The sequence below is a fragment of the Streptomyces sp. NBC_00028 genome (assembly GCF_045041065.1).
Classification (GTDB): Bacteria; Actinomycetota; Actinomycetes; order Streptomycetales; family Streptomycetaceae; genus Streptomyces.
In genome coordinates, this window is sequence record NZ_CP108293.1 from 1,272,252 (window position 1) to 1,291,977 (window position 19,726).

16 protein-coding genes are annotated in these 19,726 nt (G+C 70.0%); 8 read left to right on the forward strand and 8 right to left on the reverse strand.

The genetic code is table 11. The features are described 5' to 3' along the window. Positions 1-53 precede the first annotated feature (53 nt). On the reverse strand, positions 54-2,075 hold the full coding sequence (locus tag OG885_RS05675; protein ID WP_405726961.1) for a beta-galactosidase: 2,022 nt from the start codon (positions 2,073-2,075) through the stop codon (positions 54-56). 185 nt (positions 2,076-2,260) lie between these two features. Between OG885_RS05675 and OG885_RS05680 the strand changes: the two genes are divergently transcribed. From OG885_RS05680 to OG885_RS05710, 7 genes are all read left to right on the forward strand, one after another. Further along, a complete protein-coding gene (locus OG885_RS05680) occupies positions 2,261-3,580 on the forward strand; it encodes an ABC transporter substrate-binding protein (protein WP_399954566.1) in 1,320 nt (439 codons plus the stop codon). Next, positions 3,577-4,500, forward strand: a complete 924-nt coding sequence (locus tag OG885_RS05685) for a carbohydrate ABC transporter permease (RefSeq protein WP_405726965.1) — start codon at positions 3,577-3,579, stop codon at positions 4,498-4,500. The genes OG885_RS05680 and OG885_RS05685 overlap by 4 nt, the downstream gene beginning before the upstream one ends. After that, positions 4,497-5,402 (forward strand): carbohydrate ABC transporter permease, encoded by a 906-nt coding sequence (locus OG885_RS05690; RefSeq protein ID WP_405726968.1) that lies wholly within the window; start codon positions 4,497-4,499, stop codon positions 5,400-5,402. Before OG885_RS05685 ends, OG885_RS05690 begins: the two co-directional genes overlap by 4 nt. Next, a complete protein-coding gene (locus tag OG885_RS05695; protein WP_399954559.1) occupies positions 5,399-6,430 on the forward strand; it encodes a LacI family DNA-binding transcriptional regulator in 1,032 nt (343 codons plus the stop codon). The genes OG885_RS05690 and OG885_RS05695 overlap by 4 nt, the downstream gene beginning before the upstream one ends. A 186-nt stretch (positions 6,431-6,616) precedes the next feature. Next, entirely contained in the window at positions 6,617-6,961 is a 345-nt protein-coding gene (locus OG885_RS05700) for a VOC family protein (protein ID WP_405726972.1), read from the forward strand. Positions 6,962-7,005: 44 nt separating this feature from the next. Continuing rightward, positions 7,006-7,395 carry a MarR family winged helix-turn-helix transcriptional regulator gene (locus OG885_RS05705; protein WP_405726975.1) on the forward strand — a complete coding sequence of 130 codons (390 nt, stop codon included), beginning with the start codon at positions 7,006-7,008 and terminating at the stop codon, positions 7,393-7,395. A 169-nt stretch (positions 7,396-7,564) separates the two neighbouring features. Beyond that, a complete protein-coding gene (locus tag OG885_RS05710; protein ID WP_405726978.1) occupies positions 7,565-8,554 on the forward strand; it encodes an AraC family transcriptional regulator in 990 nt (329 codons plus the stop codon). A gap of 246 nt (positions 8,555-8,800) precedes the next feature. Here the strand turns inward: OG885_RS05710 and OG885_RS05715 are convergent, their stop codons facing one another. From OG885_RS05715 to OG885_RS05745, 7 genes are all read right to left on the reverse strand, one after another. Continuing rightward, positions 8,801-9,208 carry an SseB family protein gene (locus tag OG885_RS05715; protein WP_405726981.1) on the reverse strand — a complete coding sequence of 136 codons (408 nt, stop codon included), beginning with the start codon at positions 9,206-9,208 and terminating at the stop codon, positions 8,801-8,803. 118 nt (positions 9,209-9,326) lie between these two features. Continuing rightward, complete coding sequence (locus tag OG885_RS05720; RefSeq protein WP_405726984.1) at positions 9,327-12,305, reverse strand: carbohydrate binding domain-containing protein; 2,979 nt, start codon at positions 12,303-12,305, stop codon at positions 9,327-9,329. 151 nt (positions 12,306-12,456) lie between these two features. Then, positions 12,457-13,113, reverse strand: coding sequence for a hypothetical protein (locus OG885_RS05725; protein WP_405726987.1), 657 nt, complete (start codon positions 13,111-13,113; stop codon positions 12,457-12,459). Between the two features lie 10 nt (positions 13,114-13,123). Then, entirely contained in the window at positions 13,124-13,681 is a 558-nt protein-coding gene (locus OG885_RS05730; protein WP_405726990.1) for a cysteine hydrolase family protein, read from the reverse strand. Further along, positions 13,678-15,150, reverse strand: coding sequence for a purine-cytosine permease family protein (locus OG885_RS05735; protein WP_405726993.1), 1,473 nt, complete (start codon positions 15,148-15,150; stop codon positions 13,678-13,680). The genes OG885_RS05730 and OG885_RS05735 overlap by 4 nt, the downstream gene beginning before the upstream one ends. Before the next feature lie 49 nt (positions 15,151-15,199). After that, entirely contained in the window at positions 15,200-15,658 is a 459-nt protein-coding gene (locus tag OG885_RS05740; RefSeq protein ID WP_405726996.1) for a (2Fe-2S)-binding protein, read from the reverse strand. A 17-nt stretch (positions 15,659-15,675) separates the two neighbouring features. Beyond that, complete coding sequence (locus OG885_RS05745) at positions 15,676-17,742, reverse strand: molybdopterin cofactor-binding domain-containing protein (protein ID WP_405742591.1); 2,067 nt, start codon at positions 17,740-17,742, stop codon at positions 15,676-15,678. Positions 17,743-17,901: 159 nt separating this feature from the next. Between OG885_RS05745 and OG885_RS05750 the strand changes: the two genes are divergently transcribed. Beyond that, the gene (locus OG885_RS05750; RefSeq protein WP_405726999.1) at positions 17,902-19,557 is read left to right on the forward strand and encodes an acyltransferase; all 1,656 of its coding nucleotides are present in this window, start codon (positions 17,902-17,904) and stop codon (positions 19,555-19,557) included. Positions 19,558-19,726 lie beyond the last annotated feature (169 nt).

A 19,726-nucleotide genomic window follows, 5' to 3' on the forward strand; every position in this document is an offset into this window, starting at 1 on the left:
GCGGGCCCTGTCGCGGGGCAGGCGGAATGGCGACAGGGCCCGAGGGCCCGGGTTCAGCTGTCGAGTCGTACGACCCGTACGGCGCCCGCGGGGACCTCCAGGCGACCGGCGGCGCGGTCTCCGGTCAGCAGCTCGGTGCCGGAGGTCTCCAGCGGCACCTTGGTGTCCGACCCGGTGTGGTTGATCGCGAACAGATAGGTGCCCGACTCGCCGGCGCGGCGCACCACCTCGACGTCGCGGGGCAGTTCGGCGCGCGGCGCGATGCGGGCGTCCTCGGCGGCCCAGCCGATCAGGGCGTCGAGGCCCTCGGCGCCGAGGCGGGTGGAGACGTACCAGGCGGAGCCGCTGCCGAAGCGGTGCCGGGTGACCGCGGGGTGGCCAGCGGTGAGGCCGTCGGCGTAGGTCCAGACGGTCTCGGCGCCGCGCGGGACGACGAACTCCGTCCACACGTCGCCGCTGAGCTCGGAGCCGTCGGGTCCGGTGAGGCGCACCGACTGGTCCTTGAGCAGCGGCGAGAACTCCTCGATCGTCAGGCCGAGGACGTCGCGCAGCGGGCCGGGGTAGGCGCCCTCGTGCACGGCGTCGTGCTCGTCGACGATGCCGGAGAAGTACGAGACGACGAGGGTGCCGCCGTTCTCGACGTACTCCTTGAGGTTGGCGCCGGCCGCCTCGGTCATCAGGTAGAGGGCCGGTACGACGACCAGGGGATAGCTCGACAGGTCGGCTTCGGGGTGGGCGAAGTCGACCGTGAGGTGGCGGTCGTAGAGCGTCTCGTAGAAGGCGTCGGCGCGCTCGCGGGCGTCATGGTCCTCACTGGGGCGCCAGTCCAGGTTCTGCGCCCACCAGGAGTGCCAGTCCCACAGGACGGCGACGTCGGCCTCGGTGCGGGTGCCGCGGATCGTGCTCAACGAGTCGAGGGAGGCGCCGAGTTCGACGACCTCGCGCCACACGCGGGTGTCGGTGCCCCCGTGCGGGAGCATCGAGGAGTGGAACTTCTCGGCGCCGCGCCGGGACTGGCGCCACTGGAAGAACATGGCGCCCTCGGAGCCGCGCGCCACATGGGCGAGGGAGTTGCGGGCCATCTGCCCCGGCGCCTTGGCGGGGTTGCGGGGCTGCCAGTTGACGCCCGAGGTGGAGTGCTCCAGGAGGATCCAGGGCGCTCCCCCGGCCACCGAGCGGGTGAGGTCGGCGGCCATCGCGAGGTTGACGTGGGTGCGGCGGCCGTCGGTGATCAGGTAGTGGTCGTTGGTGACGATGTCGACCTCGCGGCCCCAGGCCCAGTAGTCGACGGAGTCGCACTGGCTGAGGGCGGTCATGAAGTTGGTCGTCACCGGGATCCCGGGCGCGAGGCGGTGCAGGATGTCCCGCTCCATACAGAAGTTCTCGCGCATGGTGGCGTCGGCGAAGCGCTTGTAGTCCAGCGCCTGGGCCGGATTGCCGACGGTGGGGGTCAGGCGCGGCGGGTTGATGTCCTCGAAGTCCGCGTAGCGCTGGCCCCAGAAAGCGGTGCCCCAGGCCTCGTTGACGGCCTCGATCGTGCCGTACGTCGTCTCCAGCCAGCGGCGGAAGTGGGCGGCGCAGGAGTCGCAGTAGCAGGCCGAGACGGGGACACCGTACTCGTTGTGCACGTGCCACATCGCGAGCGCCGGGTGATCGGCGTAGCGCTCGGCGAGCCTGGTGGTGATGTTCGCGGCGGCGGCGCGGTAGTCGGCGTTGCTGTGACAGATGGCGCCGCGCGAGCCGAACTCGTAGCGCACGCCCTCCTGCGAGACGGGCAGGGCGTCGGGGTGGGCCCGGTAGAACCAGACCGGCGGCACCACGGTGGGGGTGCCGAGGTCGACGCGGATGCCGTTCTCCTGCAACAGGTCGAACAAACGGTCGAGCCAAGCGAAATCGTAGACTCCGGATGAAGGCTCCAGGAGCGCCCAGGAGAAGATCCCGAGGCTCACCATGGTGACGCCGGCCTCGCGCATCAGCCGGACGTCTTCCTGCCAGACGCTTTCCGGCCACTGCTCGGGGTTGTAGTCCCCGCCGAAGGCGAGCCTGGTGAGGCCCGTGGGGGTGGCTTCCGGCATGGATCTTCTCCCGTTTTGATCGATCAGTTGGGAACGTGCACACAGCTGATCAGCGGTGCGGTGCCTAGATAACCGCATGGCAACAACCATTGACAAGTGTCCGGGATGTTTCTCTACTGTGAACGCTCACAGACGCATGGCAGGCCTTCCGCAGCAGGCGGGGGCCCAGGTCAGGGGAGAGATCCATGCCCATCACGAAGCGCAGCCGCCTCGTGGCTTCCACCATCGCCGTTGTCCTCGGCGCCACCGCACTCGCCGCCTGCGGTTCGGACGACGGCGACACCAAGACCGACTCGGGGCCGGTCTCGCTGACGTACTGGACCTGGACCCCCGGTATGGACAAGGTCGTCGACCTCTGGAACAAGGGCCAGGGCAAGAAGGACCAGATCACCGTCACGGTGAAGAAGCAGGCGTCCGGCGACACGCTGGTCACCAAGATCCTCACCGCGCACAAGGCCGGCAAGGCCCCCGACCTGGTCCAGGCCGAGTACCAGGCGCTGCCGACCCTGGTCAGCAACGACGCCCTCGCCGACATAGCGAAGAACGTCGGCGACGCCAAGAAGGACTTCGCCGACGGCGTCTGGCAGCAGACCACGCTCGGCACCGACGCCGTCTACGCGGTCCCGCAGGACATCGGCCCGATGATGTTCTACTACCGCCAGGACCTCTTCAAGAAGTACGGCCTGACCGTCCCGACCACCTGGGACGAGTTCGCCGAGACGGCCCGCGCGCTGAAGAAGAAGTCCCCCGACACGGACCTCACCACGTTCTCCGCCAACGACTCCGGTCTCTTCGCGGGCCTGGCCCAGCAGGCCGGCGCCAAGTGGTGGACCACCGAGGGCGACAAGTGGAAGGTCGGCATCAACGACGCCGCCAGCCAGAAGGTCGCCGACTTCTGGGGCGGCCTCGTCAAGGAGGGCGCCATCGACAACCAGCCGATGTACACCCCGGCCTGGAACAAGGCGCTGAACACCGGCAAGCAGATCGCCTGGGTCTCCGCGGTGTGGGCACCGGGCACCCTGACCACGGCCGCGCCCGACACCAAGGGCAAGTGGGCCATGGCCCCGCTCCCCCAGTGGTCCGCCGGTGAGAACGCCACCGGCAGCTGGGGCGGCTCCTCCACCGCCGTCACCACGGACTCCAAGCACCAGGAGGCCGCCGCGAAGTTCGCCGCGTGGCTGAACACGGACGACGCGGCCCTGACGGCGCTGGCCAAGGAGAGCGGCATCTACCCGGCCGCCACCAACGCCCAGACCTCCGGTGCCTTCGCCGAGGCGCCCGAGTACTTCTCGAACCAGGCCGACTTCTACACGAAGGCCGCCGAGATCGCGAAGACCACGGCTCCCTCCGCCTGGGGCCCGAACGTGAACGTCGCCTACACGTCCTTCAAGGACGCGTTCGGCGCCGCCGCCAAGAACAAGTCGGACTTCGGCGCCGCCCTGGACAAGATGCAGGACGACACCGTCGCCGACCTCAAGAAGCAGGGCTTCGGGGTCTCCGAGTGACGAGCGCACGCCGGAAGTCGTACGGGGTCAAGGGGGCCCCGTACGCTTTCCTCATCCCCGCGACGATCCTCTTCGCGCTGTTCTTCGCGCTGCCGATCGGGTACGCGGTCTGGCTCAGCTTCCGCAAGGTGCACGTCTCGGGCCTCGGCCTCGGGAAGGGCGCGCGGGACGAGGTCTGGGCCGGGCTGGAGAACTACACGGACGCCTTCCAGGACAGCGAGCTGCTGCACGGCGCCCTGCGCGTCCTCGGCTACGGCTGCATCGTCGTCCCCGTGATGCTGGGCCTCGCCCTGCTCTTCGCACTGATGCTCGACAGCGACAAGGTCCGGTTCACCCCCTTCACCCGTCTCGCGATCTTCCTGCCGTACGCCATTCCCGGCGTCGTGGCGGCCATGCTGTGGGGCTTCCTGTACCTGCCGGACGTCAGCCCGTTCTACTACGTGCTGGAGAAGCTCGGGCTGCCGCAGCCGGATCTGCTCGACGGCGGTCCGCTGTATGTGGCCCTCTCCAACATCGCGGTGTGGGGCGGCACCGGCTTCAACATGATCGTCATCTACACCGCGCTCCAGGCCATCCCGGTCGAGGTGTACGAGGCGGCGAAGCTGGACGGGGCCACCCCGCTCCAGGTCGCACTGAAGATCAAGATCCCGATGGTGGCGCCCTCGCTGGTGCTGACCTTCTTCTTCTCGATCATCGCCACGCTCCAGGTGTTCAACGAGCCGACCACCCTCAAACCCCTCACCAACTCGGTGTCCACGACATGGAGCCCGTTGATGAAGGTGTACCGGGACGCGTTCGGCACCAACGACATCTACGCGGCGGCCGCCCAGGCCGTGATCATCGCGCTCGCCACACTGCTGCTCTCCTTCGGGTTCCTGCGGGCCGCGAACCGTCGTCAGAAGCAGGAGGCAGCACGATGAGTTCTCTTGCCGTCCGCAAGAGCGAGCCGGCGGCCGGCACCACGCCCGGCGCCGCCCAGGGGCCGCCGCTGCGCCGCCGGATCTCGCTCGTCCCGACCGTCACCCTGCTGATCGGCGCGCTGTACACGCTGCTGCCGGTGGCCTGGGTGGTCATCGCGTCCACCAAGTCGGGCAAGGAGCTGTTCTCCACCTTCACCTTCCTGCCGGGCACCGGGTTCGTCGACAACCTCAAGGACCTCAACGCCTACCGCGACGGCGTCTACTGGGAGTGGATGGGCAACTCGGCCTTCTACGCCGGGTTCGGCGCCCTGCTGTCGACGGTCGTGTCGGCGTTCAGCGGCTACGCGCTGGCGACGTACCGCTTCCGGGGCCGCGAGACGATGTTCAACGTCCTGCTGGCCGGTGTGCTGATGCCGCCGATCATCCTGGCCGTTCCGCAGTACCTGCTGATGGCCCAGGCGAACCTGACGGACTCCTACCTGTCCGTGCTGCTGCCGCAGATCCTCTCGCCGTACGGCGTCTATCTCGCCCGTATCTACGCCGCCGCGGCCGTGCCCGCCGACGTGGTCGAGGCAGGACGGATGGACGGGGCGAGCGAGTGGCGGATCTTCACCCGGGTCGCGCTGCCGATGATGGTGCCCGGCATGGTGACGGTGTTCCTGTTCCAGTTCGTGGCCATCTGGAACAACTTCCTTCTCCCCTACATCATGCTGAGCGACGACGAGAAGTTCCCGATCACGCTCGGTCTGTACACGCTCCTGGAGCAGGGCGCCAACACCCCGGCCCTGTACACCCTGGTGATCACCGGCGCGTTCCTCGCGGTGCTCCCGCTGATCGCTCTGTTCCTGGTCATCCAGCGGTTCTGGAGCCTTGATCTGCTGTCCGGGGCCGTAAAGTCATGACCATGAACAATGCGGGGGGTCGGCGCAAACCGCCGACGATCCACGACGTGGCGCGCGAGGCGGGGGTCTCACGAGGCACCGTCTCGCGGGTGCTCAACGGCGGGCACTACGTCAGCCCGACCGCGCAGGAAGCGGTCAACGCCGCGATCAAGAAGACGGGTTACGTCGTCAACCGGCACGCCCGGTCACTGATCACCGGACGTTCGGACTCCATCGGCTTCCTGCTGACGGAACCCCAGGAGAGGTTCTTCGAGGACCCCAACTTCAACGTCCTGCTGCGGGGCTGCACCCAGGCACTCGCCGCGCACGACATCCCGCTGCTGCTGATGCTGGCGGGCACCCAGGACGAACGGCGGCGCATAACGCGGTACATCACGGCGGGGCACGTCGACGGGGTGCTCCTGGTCTCCAGCCACTCCGGGGACCCGGTCGCGGAGGAACTGCGCGAGGCCGGCGTACCGCTGGTCGCGTGCGGCAAGCCGATCGGCCTGGGTTCCAAGGTGAGTTACGTGGCGGCCGACGACCGTGACGGCGCCCGCGACATGGTGCGCCATCTGCTGTCGCTGGGCCGCCGCCGGGTCGGCGTGGTGACGGGTCCGCTGGACACCCCCGGTGGTGTCGAGCGGCTCGCGGGGTACCGGGAGGTGCTCTTCGAGGCGGGCATCGAGTACGACGAGCGGCTCGTCGTCTCCGGTGACTACAGCCGCGCCAGCGGTGAGGCGGGCGCCGAGCGGCTGCTCGCGCAGGTGCCCGACCTGGACGCGGTGTTCGTCGCGTCCGACCTGATGGCGCAGGGCGTGCTCGGCGCACTGGAGCGGGCGGGCCGCCGGGTGCCGCAGGACGTCGCGGTCGGCGGCTTCGACGACTCGCCCGCCGCGCTGGCCGCCCGGCCCGAGCTCACCACCATCCGGCAGCCCTGGGACCGGATCAGCGCGGAGATGGTCCGCGTGCTGCTGGCCCAGATAGGCGGCGAGGACCCGGCCGCGGTGATCCTGCCGACGGAGCTGGTGCGACGCGAGTCGACCTGACGGGGTCTGTCCCGCCGAGCGAATGATCTCGACGAAGGGCGCGCTGCCCGGCTGCTCGGCCGGCTGCGCGCCCTTCGTCGTCCCCGCGGTCGGGCGTGGTCCAAGCGGTCAGGATCGGAGAAGCGGCATCCCGCCCCCCGGCCTACGGTGAAACCACCGAAGCAGCACCCCACGGAGGAGAACACCATGACCGCCGGCCTGAAGACCATCATCTACCCCGTCAAGGACATCGCCCGGGCGAAGGCTGTGTTCAGCGCCCTGCTGCAGACCGAGCCGTACGCCGACGAGGCCTACTACGTCGGCTTCAAGGACGCCGGTCAGGACGTCGGTCTCGACCCCAACGGCCACTCCCGCGGTATGACCGGCCCGGTCCCCTACTGGCACGTCGAGGACATCAGGGCCCGGCTCGCCGCGCTGCTGGAGGCGGGCGCCGAGCTGCTCCAGGACGTCACGGACGTCGGCGGCGGCAAGCTGATCGCCTCGGTGAAGGACGCGGACGGCAACCTGATCGGGATCACCCAGGACAGCTGAGGCCCCCACCCCGGTATCGATGCACGCGCATTAACATGGGGTCCATGGCAGTGAACGCGGCCGGCACCCGGCTCGAGGAACAGTGGCGGGACATCCTTGCGGTCCACGCCCGCACGATGTGCGAGATCGACCGGGTGCTGCACCCGCACGGGCTGGGCGCGAGCGACTTCGAGGTGCTCGACATCCTCGCCACCGAGGCCCCCGCCGAGGGGGATCTGTGCCGGGTGCAGAACCTGGTCGGGCGGGTCCACCTCAGCCAGAGCGCGCTCTCCCGGCTGATCGGCCGACTGGAGAAGGACGGCCTGGTGGAGCGTTCCGTGTGCATGGAGGACCGGCGCGGTGTGTGGGTGATGCTCACCGGCAAGGGGCGTGAGCTGCACGCCGAGGTGCTCCCGCTGCAGCGGGACGCGCTGGAGCGCACTCTGCGCGGCTGATCATCGCCTTCGGCGTCCCGCGGTACTTGAACGGCGGTGAAGGGCGCGCTCACGGAATCCTCAACCCGGGGTGGACTCTGTGAAATTCGGAACCTGGCGGGGCATATCCGGCCACACCCGAGGCCATGCTGAACGGAGAACTGCGCGCAGAGATCGGAGACACCCCGCAGTGACCGTGGCTCCCGACCGGGCCGCCGCCGATTTCAGCAGCTACGCGACCGGCTCCCTGGAGGAGACGCGCGCCGCGATCGCGGCCCACTACTACGACATGGATCTGCAAGTCGTCGGCCCCCGCGAGGACTTGTCGACCAGACTCGACGTGCTCGACCTCGGCTTGCTCACCGTCGGCGACATCCGTTTCGGCACGCAGATCCGCACCGGCTTCGCCGCGCCGGGCGCCTATCACGTGGCCGTGCCGGTGAGCGGCTGCTTCAGCGTGCAGCAGGGGCATGACGACGTCGTGTTCGCGACGACAGGGAGCGCCGTCTTCTTCGATCCCGCGCGGCACATCCGCGTCGACGCCTGGTCGCCCGACTGCCAGGCGCTCACCGTGAAGATCGACAAGCAGTCCCTGCACCAGGCCCTGGAGTCCCTGCTGGACCGGCCGCTGTCCCGCGCGCCGCTCTTCGGCCCGTCCGTCGACGTGCGCAGCGGACCGGGCCGCAGCTGGGCACGGTTGGCGACCTGGGCACTGCTGGAGCGCGACATGTCGCTCGGGCTGCTGCACCGGCCGCTGATCCGGGCGCGGATGGAACGGACGCTGCTCGAAGGCGTGTTGCTGGCGGCCGAGCACACCCACCGCGAGGAGCTTGAGGCTCCCGCGCCGCCGATGCGGCCCGCCTCCGTCAAGCGGGTGATGGACGCCGTACAGGAGCGGCCGGCCGAGGCCTACGACGCCACGCGGCTGGCGCAGCTCGCCCAGGTCAGTGTGCGCACGCTCCAGGACGCGTTCCGCAGGCACGTCGGGATGTCGCCGATGGCGTACGTGTACGACGTACGCCTTCAGCGGGTGCGGGACGAGCTGCGGGCCGTGGGGCCGGGCGCGACGACCGTGTCGGACGTGGCGCACCGGTGGGGGTTCGTGCATCTGGGGCGGTTCGCGTCGCGCTATCGGGAGCGGTTCGGCGAGACGCCGTCGAGGACTCTGCGCGACGCGTAGCAGCCGGTGCCGTGGCCGGTCGGGTCAGCACGCCGGCGCCGGGGTGGGCCGCGGGCTCTCGGGCCGACCGCCCGAATCCACCGCGTATTACGGACAGTGGCCGCGCATCGCGGAGCGACGGCACCACGGCCGCGGTCATATCGTCGGGTCACGTCGATCGTGGGCGTCCCGGGGAGGAGCGGGGTCGGCGCCGCTCCTCCCTCAGCCGCTCAACGGATCAGTGGCGGCCCGGGCGTCCCTTACGGCTCATCCGTGCGCGCCGCCCAGCAGGGTGCGTACGCCCTCGGAGGTCAGCGTCAGCGGGTGCGCGGACGCGGCGTCGATGGAGAGCGCCAGCTCGTCGGTGGGCCACTCCGCGGCGAGGGCGCCCAGGGGCACCAGCCGGTAGCGGGAGACGAAGGGCAGCAGCCCGGCCATCTCGTCCTCCGAGGTGAACACGGGCACCACCGGATCGCCGTCCGGCTGCTCTATCACCGGAAGCGCCACCGCGGAGGGGTCGGCGGCGTCCGCCTCACTGGCGTCGTCCGGGACGGGAACGAGGACCTCACTGCTCGCCAGCGTGTCCAGCGCCACCGTGTCCGCGGTGTTCTCGGCCAGCGCGTCCAGCGCCCGCCGGGCCGGTGTGGTGGTGTTGTCGTACGCGGGTGTCTCCATGGTGAATCCCCTGGTAGCGGTGGTCGTACGGCACGCCCGGGGCGCTCGGCCCCGGGCGCGTCCTGCTCGCGTACCCGATGCGGACGACGGCATTCCCCCGCACCTCGGGGAATCGGCACTACTTCAGATACGGACCGTCCGTTCCGATCTTTCCGGGACCGCCCAGCACGTACACCCGCAGGTTGCCCTTGCCCGGCGCCGACACGGAGAGAGTGCCGTTGGTGACGGTCTTGGTATCACCGGTGACGGCGTCCTTGTACGTGCCGTTCGGGATGCCGGTGTAGGTCGCGTCGCCGGTGACGGTGACGAGCGCGAAGCTGTCCGTGCTCCCACTGGTGTAGCGGCGCTTGAAGGCCATCGAACCGCTGATGCCGTCGGTGGAGTACTGGCCCATCTGGAGGGCCGGCACCGCCCGGCGGATCTGGTTCAGCCGCTGGAGGTGCTTGACGAGCGGCTGGGACAGAGTGGTGGCGACCTGGCCGCTCGCGGAGTCCGCCTTGCCGAACTCCGAGGCGGTGACGGTGCCTTCGAGGTTGTCGCCGTAGTACGCCCGGCCCGTGGACGCCAGCGGACAGGTGGGCCCGCAGTCGATCTGCTTGCCCTTCTGGAACTCGATCTCCGAGCCGTAGTACAGGGTCGGGATGCCGCGGAAGGTCCACATCAGGGACATGTTCTCGGCCCAGGCGTCGGTGCCGCCGCTGTAGCGGGTGCTCGACTTGTTGGGGCCGTAGTCGTGGCTGTCGACGTAGACCACGTTGTACGTGGCGTCGTTGACGCTGTCGTCGGAGTCCTTTCCGTTGCTGTAGGCGTTCTGCGCGTCACCGAAGTTCATGTGCATGCGCATGTCGATGATGTTCATGCCGCTGAACTGGCTGTGATCCGGGGTGTGGTACGTGTTGCCGTTCAGGAAGGCGTTGGTCGACGTCGGCTGGTTGCCGGTGCCGAGGTTGTTCTCGTAGGTGAACTGCTCGATCGCGGCCGTCTCGTCGTCGGCGCTGTACTCCTTGCGTTCCTTCCAGGTGAAGAACTGCGCGGAGTGGTTCACCGAGCCGCGGTTCCACTTGTCGTTGACGAAGGCGCCGACCTCACCGAAGACATAGAAGTTCTGGGCGGCGGTCGTGCCGAACTTCTGGGTGACGCGGTCGTAGATCGCGGGCAGGAAGCGACGGTTCCAGGTGACGCGCGGGATGTGGACGGCGGTGTCGATGCGGAAGCCGTCCACGCCCATGTCGATGTACTTGTCGTAGGCGCCGATCAGATAGTTCTGCACGGGCGTCGACTCGGTGTTGAAGTCGGCGAGGTCCTCGTGCAGCCAGCAGGAACGGGAGTCCTCGCCCTCCCAGTTGCCGATCCAGCACTGGTGGTAGTACGCCTTCGGGAACATGCCCGAAGTGGGGCTCGGCCACTGGCAGTTGTACAGGGTGTAGCCCTCGGCGCTCTTGCCGCCGGTGGGCTTGCCCCAGTTGACGCAGGTGTTGCCGGAGGGTTCGGCGGTCGACCACAGGTCGCCGTTGTAGTACGACTTCCCGGACTTGGTCTCGACGGTCAGGCCGTCGTACTCGAAGCCCTCGTTCTTCTCGTCGTAGTACCAGCTCCACTGCGCGTCCCGAACGCCGTACACGGTGGGCGTGTACAGGCCCTTGGCGCCCCAGCGTGAGCTGTGGTTGTAGACGACGTCCTGGTAGATCTTCATGCCCTTGGCGTGGGCGGCGTTGATCAGGTCCTGGTAGGTGGCGCCGGCCGACTCCAGGCGCGGGTCGACCTTGTAGAAGTCGTAGCCGTGGTAGCCGTGGTAGTCGTAGTCCGAGCGGTTGAGGACGACCGGGGTGATCCAGACCGCGGAGAAGCCGAGCGCCTTGATGTAGTCGAGCTTGTTCACCAGGCCCTTGAAGTCGCCCCGGAACATGGGGTCGTTGTTGGCCGCGTTGCCGGACTTGGTGTGCTGGCTGCCGCCGCGGTTGTTGGAGCTGTCGCCGTCGTAGAAGCGGGCGGTGAGGACGAAGTAGATGGGGTCCTTGCGGGGGTCGGTGCCCAGCGGGGTGCCGGCGGCCGGGGCGGGGGCCGCGGTGCCGGTGGTCGCCGTCGCCCCGGCGGAGGCGGGCGAGGTGTTGCCGGCCGCGTCAACCGCCTTCACGGTGTAGGTGTAGGCGGTCTTCTCCTCAAGTCCCGTGTCGGAGTACACGGTTGAGCCGACGTCCGTGACGACTGTGCCCTTGGAGCCGCCGGTGCGGGTGACCTGATACTTCGTCACTGCCTTGTTGTCGGTGGCGGCTTCCCAACTCACCACGATGGAGGTGTCGGTGGCGCTCGCGGTGACCTTGGTGGGCGCGGTGGGGGCGTCGATGTCGGGGGCCTCGGTGGCGCACGGGTTCGCGGCGCCGGTGGTGACCGTCCTGTCCTTCACGGTCGTGGTGCCGGTCGGGATCGTGTAGTCGGAGCTGTTGTTGTTGTCCCAGACACCGTTGCCGTTGTTGAACGCCGCCTTCAGGGAGGTGGCGGTGCCGATGTCGAGGGTCTTCTTCCACCAGCCGGTGCAGGCGGACTCCATGCCGAGGCCGGGGACGGCCGTCCACGATCCGCCGCTCGGCGCGTAGTGGATGTTGGCGGTGGTCCAGCCCGAGGTGGCGGTGGAGTAGTAGACGGTGGCCTGGTTGCCGCTGCCCGTGCCGGTGTCGGCGCAGGGGTCGCTGTGGGCTATGACGCCGTCCTTGACGGTGATGGTGCCGGTGCCCAGCGCGTAGTTGTTGCCGCCGTTGTTGTCCCAGGTGCCGCTGCCGTTGTTGAAGGTGGCCTGGAGGCCGGCCGCGGAGCCGAGGTCGACGGTCTTCTTCACCCAGTCCGTGCAGGCGCTCTCCATCTGCACACCGGGAACGGTCGTCCAGGAGCCGCTGTCCGGGGCGTAGTGCAGATAGGTCGACGACCAGTTCTTTGTCTTGGTGTAGTAGAAGACGGTCGCCGTGCTTGAGCTGTCTGCAACGGTTTGCAAGGGGATCGACGTGCCCGGGTCCGGTACGGCGGACAGCAGTCCGAGCAGCCCGGACGCCGCCACGAACGCCACCAGGGGGCGTCGTGGCAGACGTGGGGGTGCAGATCTCATGGCGACTCCCATACGGGTCGGGAACCGCCGGTTCGCCTCCGCCCCGCAAGAAGCACCGGCAAGTTCCTGAAAGTTCTTGCGACGCTCGGGAAGCTACAGGGACATGACAGTCACGTAAAGGGTTCTGCACAGGAAGATCACTGGGCCGTGCCTAGGGACGGAGTCGCCGCCCGGCCGGGGTGAAGGTGAAGGACTCCTGGAAGGGCCGGTCGCCCAACCGGACGGCCCACAGCACCGGTTGCTCGTACGACGGGTTCCACGTGGGGGACGCCTCGTCCAGGTCTCCGTTCCAGAGGTGGAAGAAGACGATCGGGTGCTCGGGGTCCTCACTGACGTAGGCGAGGGTCTTGCCGTACTTGGGGTTGGCCCCGCCGAACAGGATCGAGGGTTCGCCGAACTCGGCGACGACGTCGGGCCAGTACCGGTCCTCGGCCGCCCACTCGGGAGCGCGGTCCATCAGCTCCTGGTGGGCACGGGGGTCGAGGAGCCGGTCCGGCCTGAGCCAGCCACGCCGGTGGGCGAACTCGGCGTGCACCGGTCCGATGTCGTGGTCGTGGCTGCCCCTGATCAGCTCACGGAACACGCCCTTGACCCCGATGGCGCTGAACGCGCCCCGTTCCCGGAGCGGTTGGATCACCACGTCCCACCGGGCCCCGGGCTGTCCCTCCATGAACAGGAGGTGTTCGATCAACATCAGGATCGCGGACTCACCGCCGAACATCCCGGGGTAGTTCAGGGCGTGGTTCAACTGGTCGATGAGATAGGCATGCATCTCGTCGGCGGACACAACAGCTCTGGGTTCGGTCACCCGGCCAGTCTCACAGGAGACCGTTCCTGTCCCCCAGCACCTCCGCGACCGTGCTCACCCGGATCAACGGCCGGTAGAGGTCCAGCAGTCGCAGCGCCTTGGCGTGCGAGTCGTCATCCGCGCCCGCACAGGCGTCGGCGACCACGACCACCTCGATCCCCGCGTCCGCCGCCGGGAGCGCCGTGGACAGGACGCAGCAGTCGGTGCTGACGCCGGCGAGGAACAGGCGCGCCGCGGGGGCCACGCGCTCGGCGAGTTCGGGTGTCCACTTGCCGAACGTCGGGGCGTCCAGGACGTGGTGCCGGGTGCCGGCGAAGTCGTCCGTGAGGTGCCAGAGGGGCGCTTGCGGCGGTTGCAGGGCGAAAGGCCAGCGCTCGTAATACGCGCGCCAGGCGCCGGTCGGCTGCTCGGGGGCCACGAAGCGGGTGAACGTGACCTGGTCGCCGAAGGCCGGCAGCAGACGTCGTACGCCCTCCGCGGCCGCCGCGAAACGCGGGGTGGCCCAGGGGCTGTCGGGGTCGGCGAAGACCCGCTGCATGTCGATGACCGCGAGGTGGCCCGTCGTCATACGGCATCCACCTGTGACTCCTGCTCACGCACCCGTCCTCGGCGCAGCGTGAGCGTGCCGAGGAAACCGAGCGCCAGTGCCGCCAGAACACCGAGGTTGGCGTACGCCCACGCCCCCGACTTGCCGCCGAGGCCCAGCGGGTCGAGCAGATAGCCCTGCCATGCCAGCCAGCTCGCGGCCGCGTTGGTGACCAGGCCCCAGCCGAGCGCGGTGGCGGCGAGGGTCAGGAGCAGCGGGGTCAGGGGGACGTCGCCGTAGCGGCCCTCGGGGCGGTAGAGGTCGTCCTCGTCGTAGTCGCGGCGGCGCAGGAGCAGGTCGGCGAGCATGATGCCGCACCAGGCGGCGATCGGGACGCCGAGCGTGGTGAGGAAGCCCATGAACTGGCCGAGGAAGTCGTCGGCGAAGAAGACGATGTAGACGGCGCCCGCGATCATCAGCACGCCGTCGACCAGCGCGGCCAGATAGCGGGGGATCCTGATGCCGGCCGAGAGGAGGGCCAGGCCGGAGGAGTAGATGTCCAGGACCGCGCCGCCGACCAGCCCGAGCACGGCGACCACGGCGAACGGGACCAGGAACCAGGTCGGCAGGATGGTCGTGAGGGCACCGATGGGGTCGGCGGCGACGGCCGCGTTGAGCGTGGCCGAGGAACCGGCCAGCAGCAGGCCGAAGACGAGGAGCAGCAGCGGTGCGACCGACGCCCCGAAGGTCGTCCAGCCGATCACGCCACGGCTGGAGGAGGTGCGCGGCAGATAGCGCGAGTAGTCCGCGGCGGCGTTCACCCAGCCGAGGCCGAACCCGGTCATCATGAAGACCAGGGCGCCGATGAACTCCTGCGCGGAGCCCGCCGGGATGTCGCTGACGGTGCTCCAGTGGATGTGGTCGGCGACCAGGCCGACGTAGACGAGGGTGAGCACGCCCGTGACCACGGTGATCACGGTCTGCAGCCGCATGATCAGGTCGAAGCCCATGACACCGCCGACGACGGTGAGCCCGGCGACGACGATGAGCGCGACCACCTGGGTCCCGGTGCCGCCGCCCCAGCCGAGGCGGCCGAAGACGGTCGCGGTGGCCATGGTGGCGAGGGCGCAGAGCACGGTCTCCCAGCCGACGGTGAGCACCCAGGAGATCGCCGACGGCAGCCGGTTGCCGCGCAGGCCGTACGCGGCACGGCTGAGGACCATCGTCGGGGCCGAGCCGCGCTTGCCCGCAACGGCGACGAAGCCGCACAGCAGGAACGAGAAGACGATGCCGACGACCCCGGCGGTCAGCGCCTGCCAGAAGGAGATGCCGAAGCCGAGGGCGAAGGCGCCGTAACTCAGGCCCAGAATCGAGACGTTGGCGCCGAACCACGGCCAGAACAGGGTCCGCGGGGTGCCTTTGCGCTCGGCGTCGCCGATCACGTCGAGGCCGTGTGTCTCCACCTGGAGCTGTCTGGGTCTGTTGTCGAGGGAATCCCGGGCATCCGTCATCAGCGACCTACCTGTCCACGTGAGGCTGAGTGGACCTTACCCAGACACGTCAGGTTCCGGTGGTCGCCGCCTTCTTGATCGCCTCACGGATCCGGGCGTACGTCCCGCAGCGGCAGACGTTCTCGATCCTGTCGATGTCCGCGTCCGTCGGCTCGGCGGTCTTCTTCAGCAGGGCCGCGGCGGCCATGATCTGACCCGGCTGGCAGAAGCCGCACTGCGACACGTCGCAGTCGATCCAGGCCTGCTGCACCGGATGCAGGGTGTCGCCGTCGGCCAGGCCCTCGATGGTGGTGACCTCGTGGCCCGCGCAGTCGGCGACGGGGACCACGCACGGCTGTATCTCGGCGCCGTCGAGATGGCTCGTACAGGCACGGCAGACACCGACACCGCAGCCGTACTTGGGGCCGGTGACGTCCAGCAGGTCGCGCAGCACCCACAGCAGGGGCATGTCGTCGGGGGCCTCGACGGTGACCGGTTTCCCGTTGAGGACGAAGGAGTGACGGGGCATCAGAGGCCTCTCGGACACTAGAAGTTGATCGGGAAGCGGCGGGGCTTGGTGCCGGTGGCGCGGGCGTAGGCGTTGGCGACGGCTCCGGCCGCCGCCGGGACGCCGAGTTCACCGGCACCGCCCGGCTCCCCTCCCGTGGGCAGGATGTGGGCCTCGAAGTGGAGGGGGGCGTGGCGTTGGCGGGCGTAGTGGAAGTCGGCGTAGCTGCTCTCGCGGACGGCGCCCCGGTCGATGTGCAGGCCGGCCCGCAGGATCGTGGAGATGCCGTCCGTCGCCGCGCCCATGAGCTGGGCCTCCAGTCCGCGCGGGTTGACGGCCGTACCGACGTCGGCGGCCATCACCACCTTGGTCACCCGGGGGTTCTCGGGGTCGGTCGCGTCGATCTCGACCAGACAGGCCACGCTGGAGCCGTACTCCTCGTGCACGGCGACGCCCTGGGCCTGCCCCGCGGGCAGCGCGCGGCCCCAGTGTCCGGCGGTGGCGACCTTGTCGAGCACGGCCCTGACGGACTTGCCGCGCAGTGTCGTACGACGGAACGCCACCGGATCCCGTCCCAGCGCCCGGGCGGTCTCGTCGACCATGATCTCCTCGGCCGCCCGCACGGTCCCGGAGTCCACGGACCGCCACGCGCCGAGCGGCATCGCCAGCTCGACGGAGCCCCCGTCACCGGACAGCTTCCCGAAGTTGTAGAGGCCGCTGTCGCTGGGCAGGGGGGACGCCACGGCCGACGTGGCGATCCCGCCCTGGGCGGCGACCCCGTCCCACGCCTCGCTCACCGACGCCGTCGCGTGGGCGAAGGCGACGACCCGGCCGTCGGCGTGGCTGGCCCGTATGTGGTGCTGGAAGGCCGGGCGCATCCGGCCGTGCCTGATGTCGTCGGCGCGGCTCCACATCAGCTTCACCGGGCGGTGCGCCTTCTTCGAGATGAGCGCCGCCTCGATCGCCGCGTCGTGGTTCAGCCGGCGCCCGAACGAGCCGCCGCCGCGCACCACATGGACGCGTACGGCGGACGCGGGCAGTCCGACCGCCGAGGCGATGGCCTCCCGCGCGTCCATGGGCGACTGGGAGGAGAACCAGATCTCGGCGCGACGGGCCCGTACGTCCGCGACGGCGGTCAGCACCTCCATCGGGGCGTGGCTGACGAACGCGAACTCGAACCGGCCCTCCACCTGCGCCGATCCGCGCGGCGGTCGGCCGAGCGCCGGGACGGCGGCCCGCAGCCGCGAGCGGATGGCGGTGTCGGACAGCTCCGCCAACGGCCCGGGAGTCCAGGTGATCTTCAGGGCGTCCCGTGCCTCGAAGGCGTGATGGAAGGTCTCGGCGACGACCGCAACTCCCCCGGTAACCCTGACCACTTCGAGCACACCGGGCAGGGCGCGGGCCGCACGGTCGTCGACCGAGGCGACCTTGCCGCCGAGCGTGGGCGGGCGGGCCACCACGGTCGGTTTCGCGTCGGCCGCCGACAGGTCCCCGGTGTAGCGCACCCGGCCGGTGACGATGTCCCGTGCGTCGATACGGGTCGTCGGCCGTCCGATCACGCGGTGCCGGGACGCCGGCTTGGGCTTGCTGGACACACGGGGTCTGCGGACCCGGGCGGCGCTCTCGGTCAGGGAGCCGAAGGTGGCGGTACGGCCGTCCGGGGCGACGACCATGCTGTCCCGGGTGCGCAGGAGGCGCGCCGGCAGGTGCCAGCGCTGCGCGGCCGCGGTGATCAGGCGGGCGCGGGCGGTGGCGGCGAGGTTGCGCGCGGGGCCGTACAGCGAACTGACCGAGTTCGAGCCGCCGGTGAACTGGTTGCCCCTGGTCCGCGCCTCGGCCAACGGGATGCTCACGTCGGTGAGCCGGGCGTCGAGTTCCTCGGCGATCATCATGGCGACGGCCGTGGTGACGCCCTGGCCGACCTCCACGCGCGGCAGGCGGACCACGACCTTGTTCTCCCGGGTGACCTCCAGGACCAGCATCTCGTCGTCCGTGCCGGTGACCACGACGTCGGAGCGGGCGGCGGTCGCGCCCTCGGCCGCTGGGGCGTCGCAGCCGAGCGGCGCCGCTACGGTCAGTGTGGACGCCGCCAGCGTGTAGACCATGAACCGGCGGCGGGACAGCTCTGGCACGGCACACTCCCCCTGTGAACGTCCTGTGTCTGCGGTTGGTTCAGCAGATAGGAGGGTTCCGCGGGGGCTGCGGTTGCGTCGCCGTGCGATCTCCCTCCCCCATCCCCGCTGCAAGCGCTTACTGTTCTGGTCATGGCTCACTCACACCAGCCGTCAGACCGGCACTTCGACCACTGTCCGTGGCTGTTCGCCGAGGAGGCGTCCGAGGAGCAGCGGGCGGCGCAGCGTGAGCGGCAGGCGGAGATCGGCGGGGACCGCGAGATCGGCGAACGGTGTTTCGTCGCCGGGTCCGCCGCGGTGTTCCCGGACCGGCTGCGGCTCGGCGACGACTCGTACATCGCCGCGCACGCCTATGTGACCGGGGAGTTGACGACCGGTGCCGACTGCACGCTGAACCCGTTCACCACCGTGCGCGGCACGGTCGCCCTCGGTGCTGGGGTCCGCGTCGGCGCGCACACCTCGCTGCTCGGCTTCAACCATCTGATGGCCCCCGACCGGCCGGTCTTCCGCCAGCCGCTCACCAGCCGGGGGATCACCGTCGGGGACGACGTGTGGATCGGCTCGCACGTGGTCGTGGTGGACGGTGTCACCATCGGGGACCACTGTGTGATCGGCGCGGGAGCGGTGGTCACGCGGGATCTGCCGCCGTGGACGGTGGCGGCCGGGAATCCGGCGCGGGCGCTGCGGGATCGGCGGGACGGCGGGCGGGGAGCGGCGGGGCGGGGGCGCGCCGACAAGGACCCGCTCCCTCTGCGGGGTTTCGCCGATATGGCTCGGGCCCAGGCCGCCGAGATCCTCGCCCGGTGCTGGGAGGGTGAACGGTATGTGGACCGGCCCGGTGCGCAGGCGACCGTACGGGCGCACTGCGACGCCGTGGAGATCGCCGACCTGCTGCTGGGGGCCGTGCCGGGGCAGTTGACCGCCGACGCGCACATCGAGCGGCTCGCCTCGGCGCAGGACGCGGTGAGCGGTCTGGTGCCGGAGTGGGGCGATCCGGCCCCCGTGGCGGAGACGGACGGCTTCGTCGGAGAGGGCCCGGCGCTCTATCACGTCCTGTCCGTCGGCTACGCGCTCGATCTGCTGGGCTCCTCCTTTCCTCATCCGGTGCGTGGGGTACGGGACATGACGGCACGTCAACTCATGGCGCGGCTGGAGGCGTTGCCATGGCGGTCGGGGGCGTGGGAGGCCGGCGCCTGGATCGACGCGTGGGCGACTGCCGCCCACTGGAACGACGGTCCGGAGCCGGGCTCCGTCGAGGCGCTGTTCGGCTGGTTGCTGACGCGGGCGGATCCGTGGTCCGGCATGTGGGGCGAACCGTCCGTGCGGGAAGGGCGGTTGCAGGTCGTCAACGGTTACTACCGGCTGACGCGCGGCTCGTTCGCCCAGTACGGGGTGCCGGTGCCGCATCCGGAACGGGTGGTGGACGCCGTACTGGACCACGCCCGGGACGTCCGGTACTTCGGCGCCGGGCAGGAGAACGCCTGCAACGTGCTGGACGTCGCCCATCCGCTGTGGTTGTGCGGTCGTCAGTCGGGGGCGGGTTCCGGTGGCGACGGGTACCGTGCGGCCGAGATCCGCGCCTGGGCGGAGCGACAGCTGTCGGCCACACTCCCCCGCTGGCGGGCCGGCGAGGGCTTCGCCTTCGGCCCCGGCACGTCCCCGGGCCTCCAGGGCACCGAGATGTGGCTGGCGATCATCTGGTACCTCGCCGACCTGACGGGCCGCTCGGCGGAACTGGGCTACCGCCCACGGGGGGTGCACCGGCCGGAGGCGGCGAGGGCGAGGTGAGGGCCGTCGGACGGGGGCGGGGGCGAGTAGGGCGTCGGATGGGGGGGCGGGCCAGGCGCTGGCTGCCGGATGGCGGCGCGGGGAGGTGGAGACCGCCGGGTGGGCGGCGGGGCACGGCGAGGTGAGGCTGGGCGCCCGGCGCGGCGCGGGCGGGACATGGGCGGCGTGA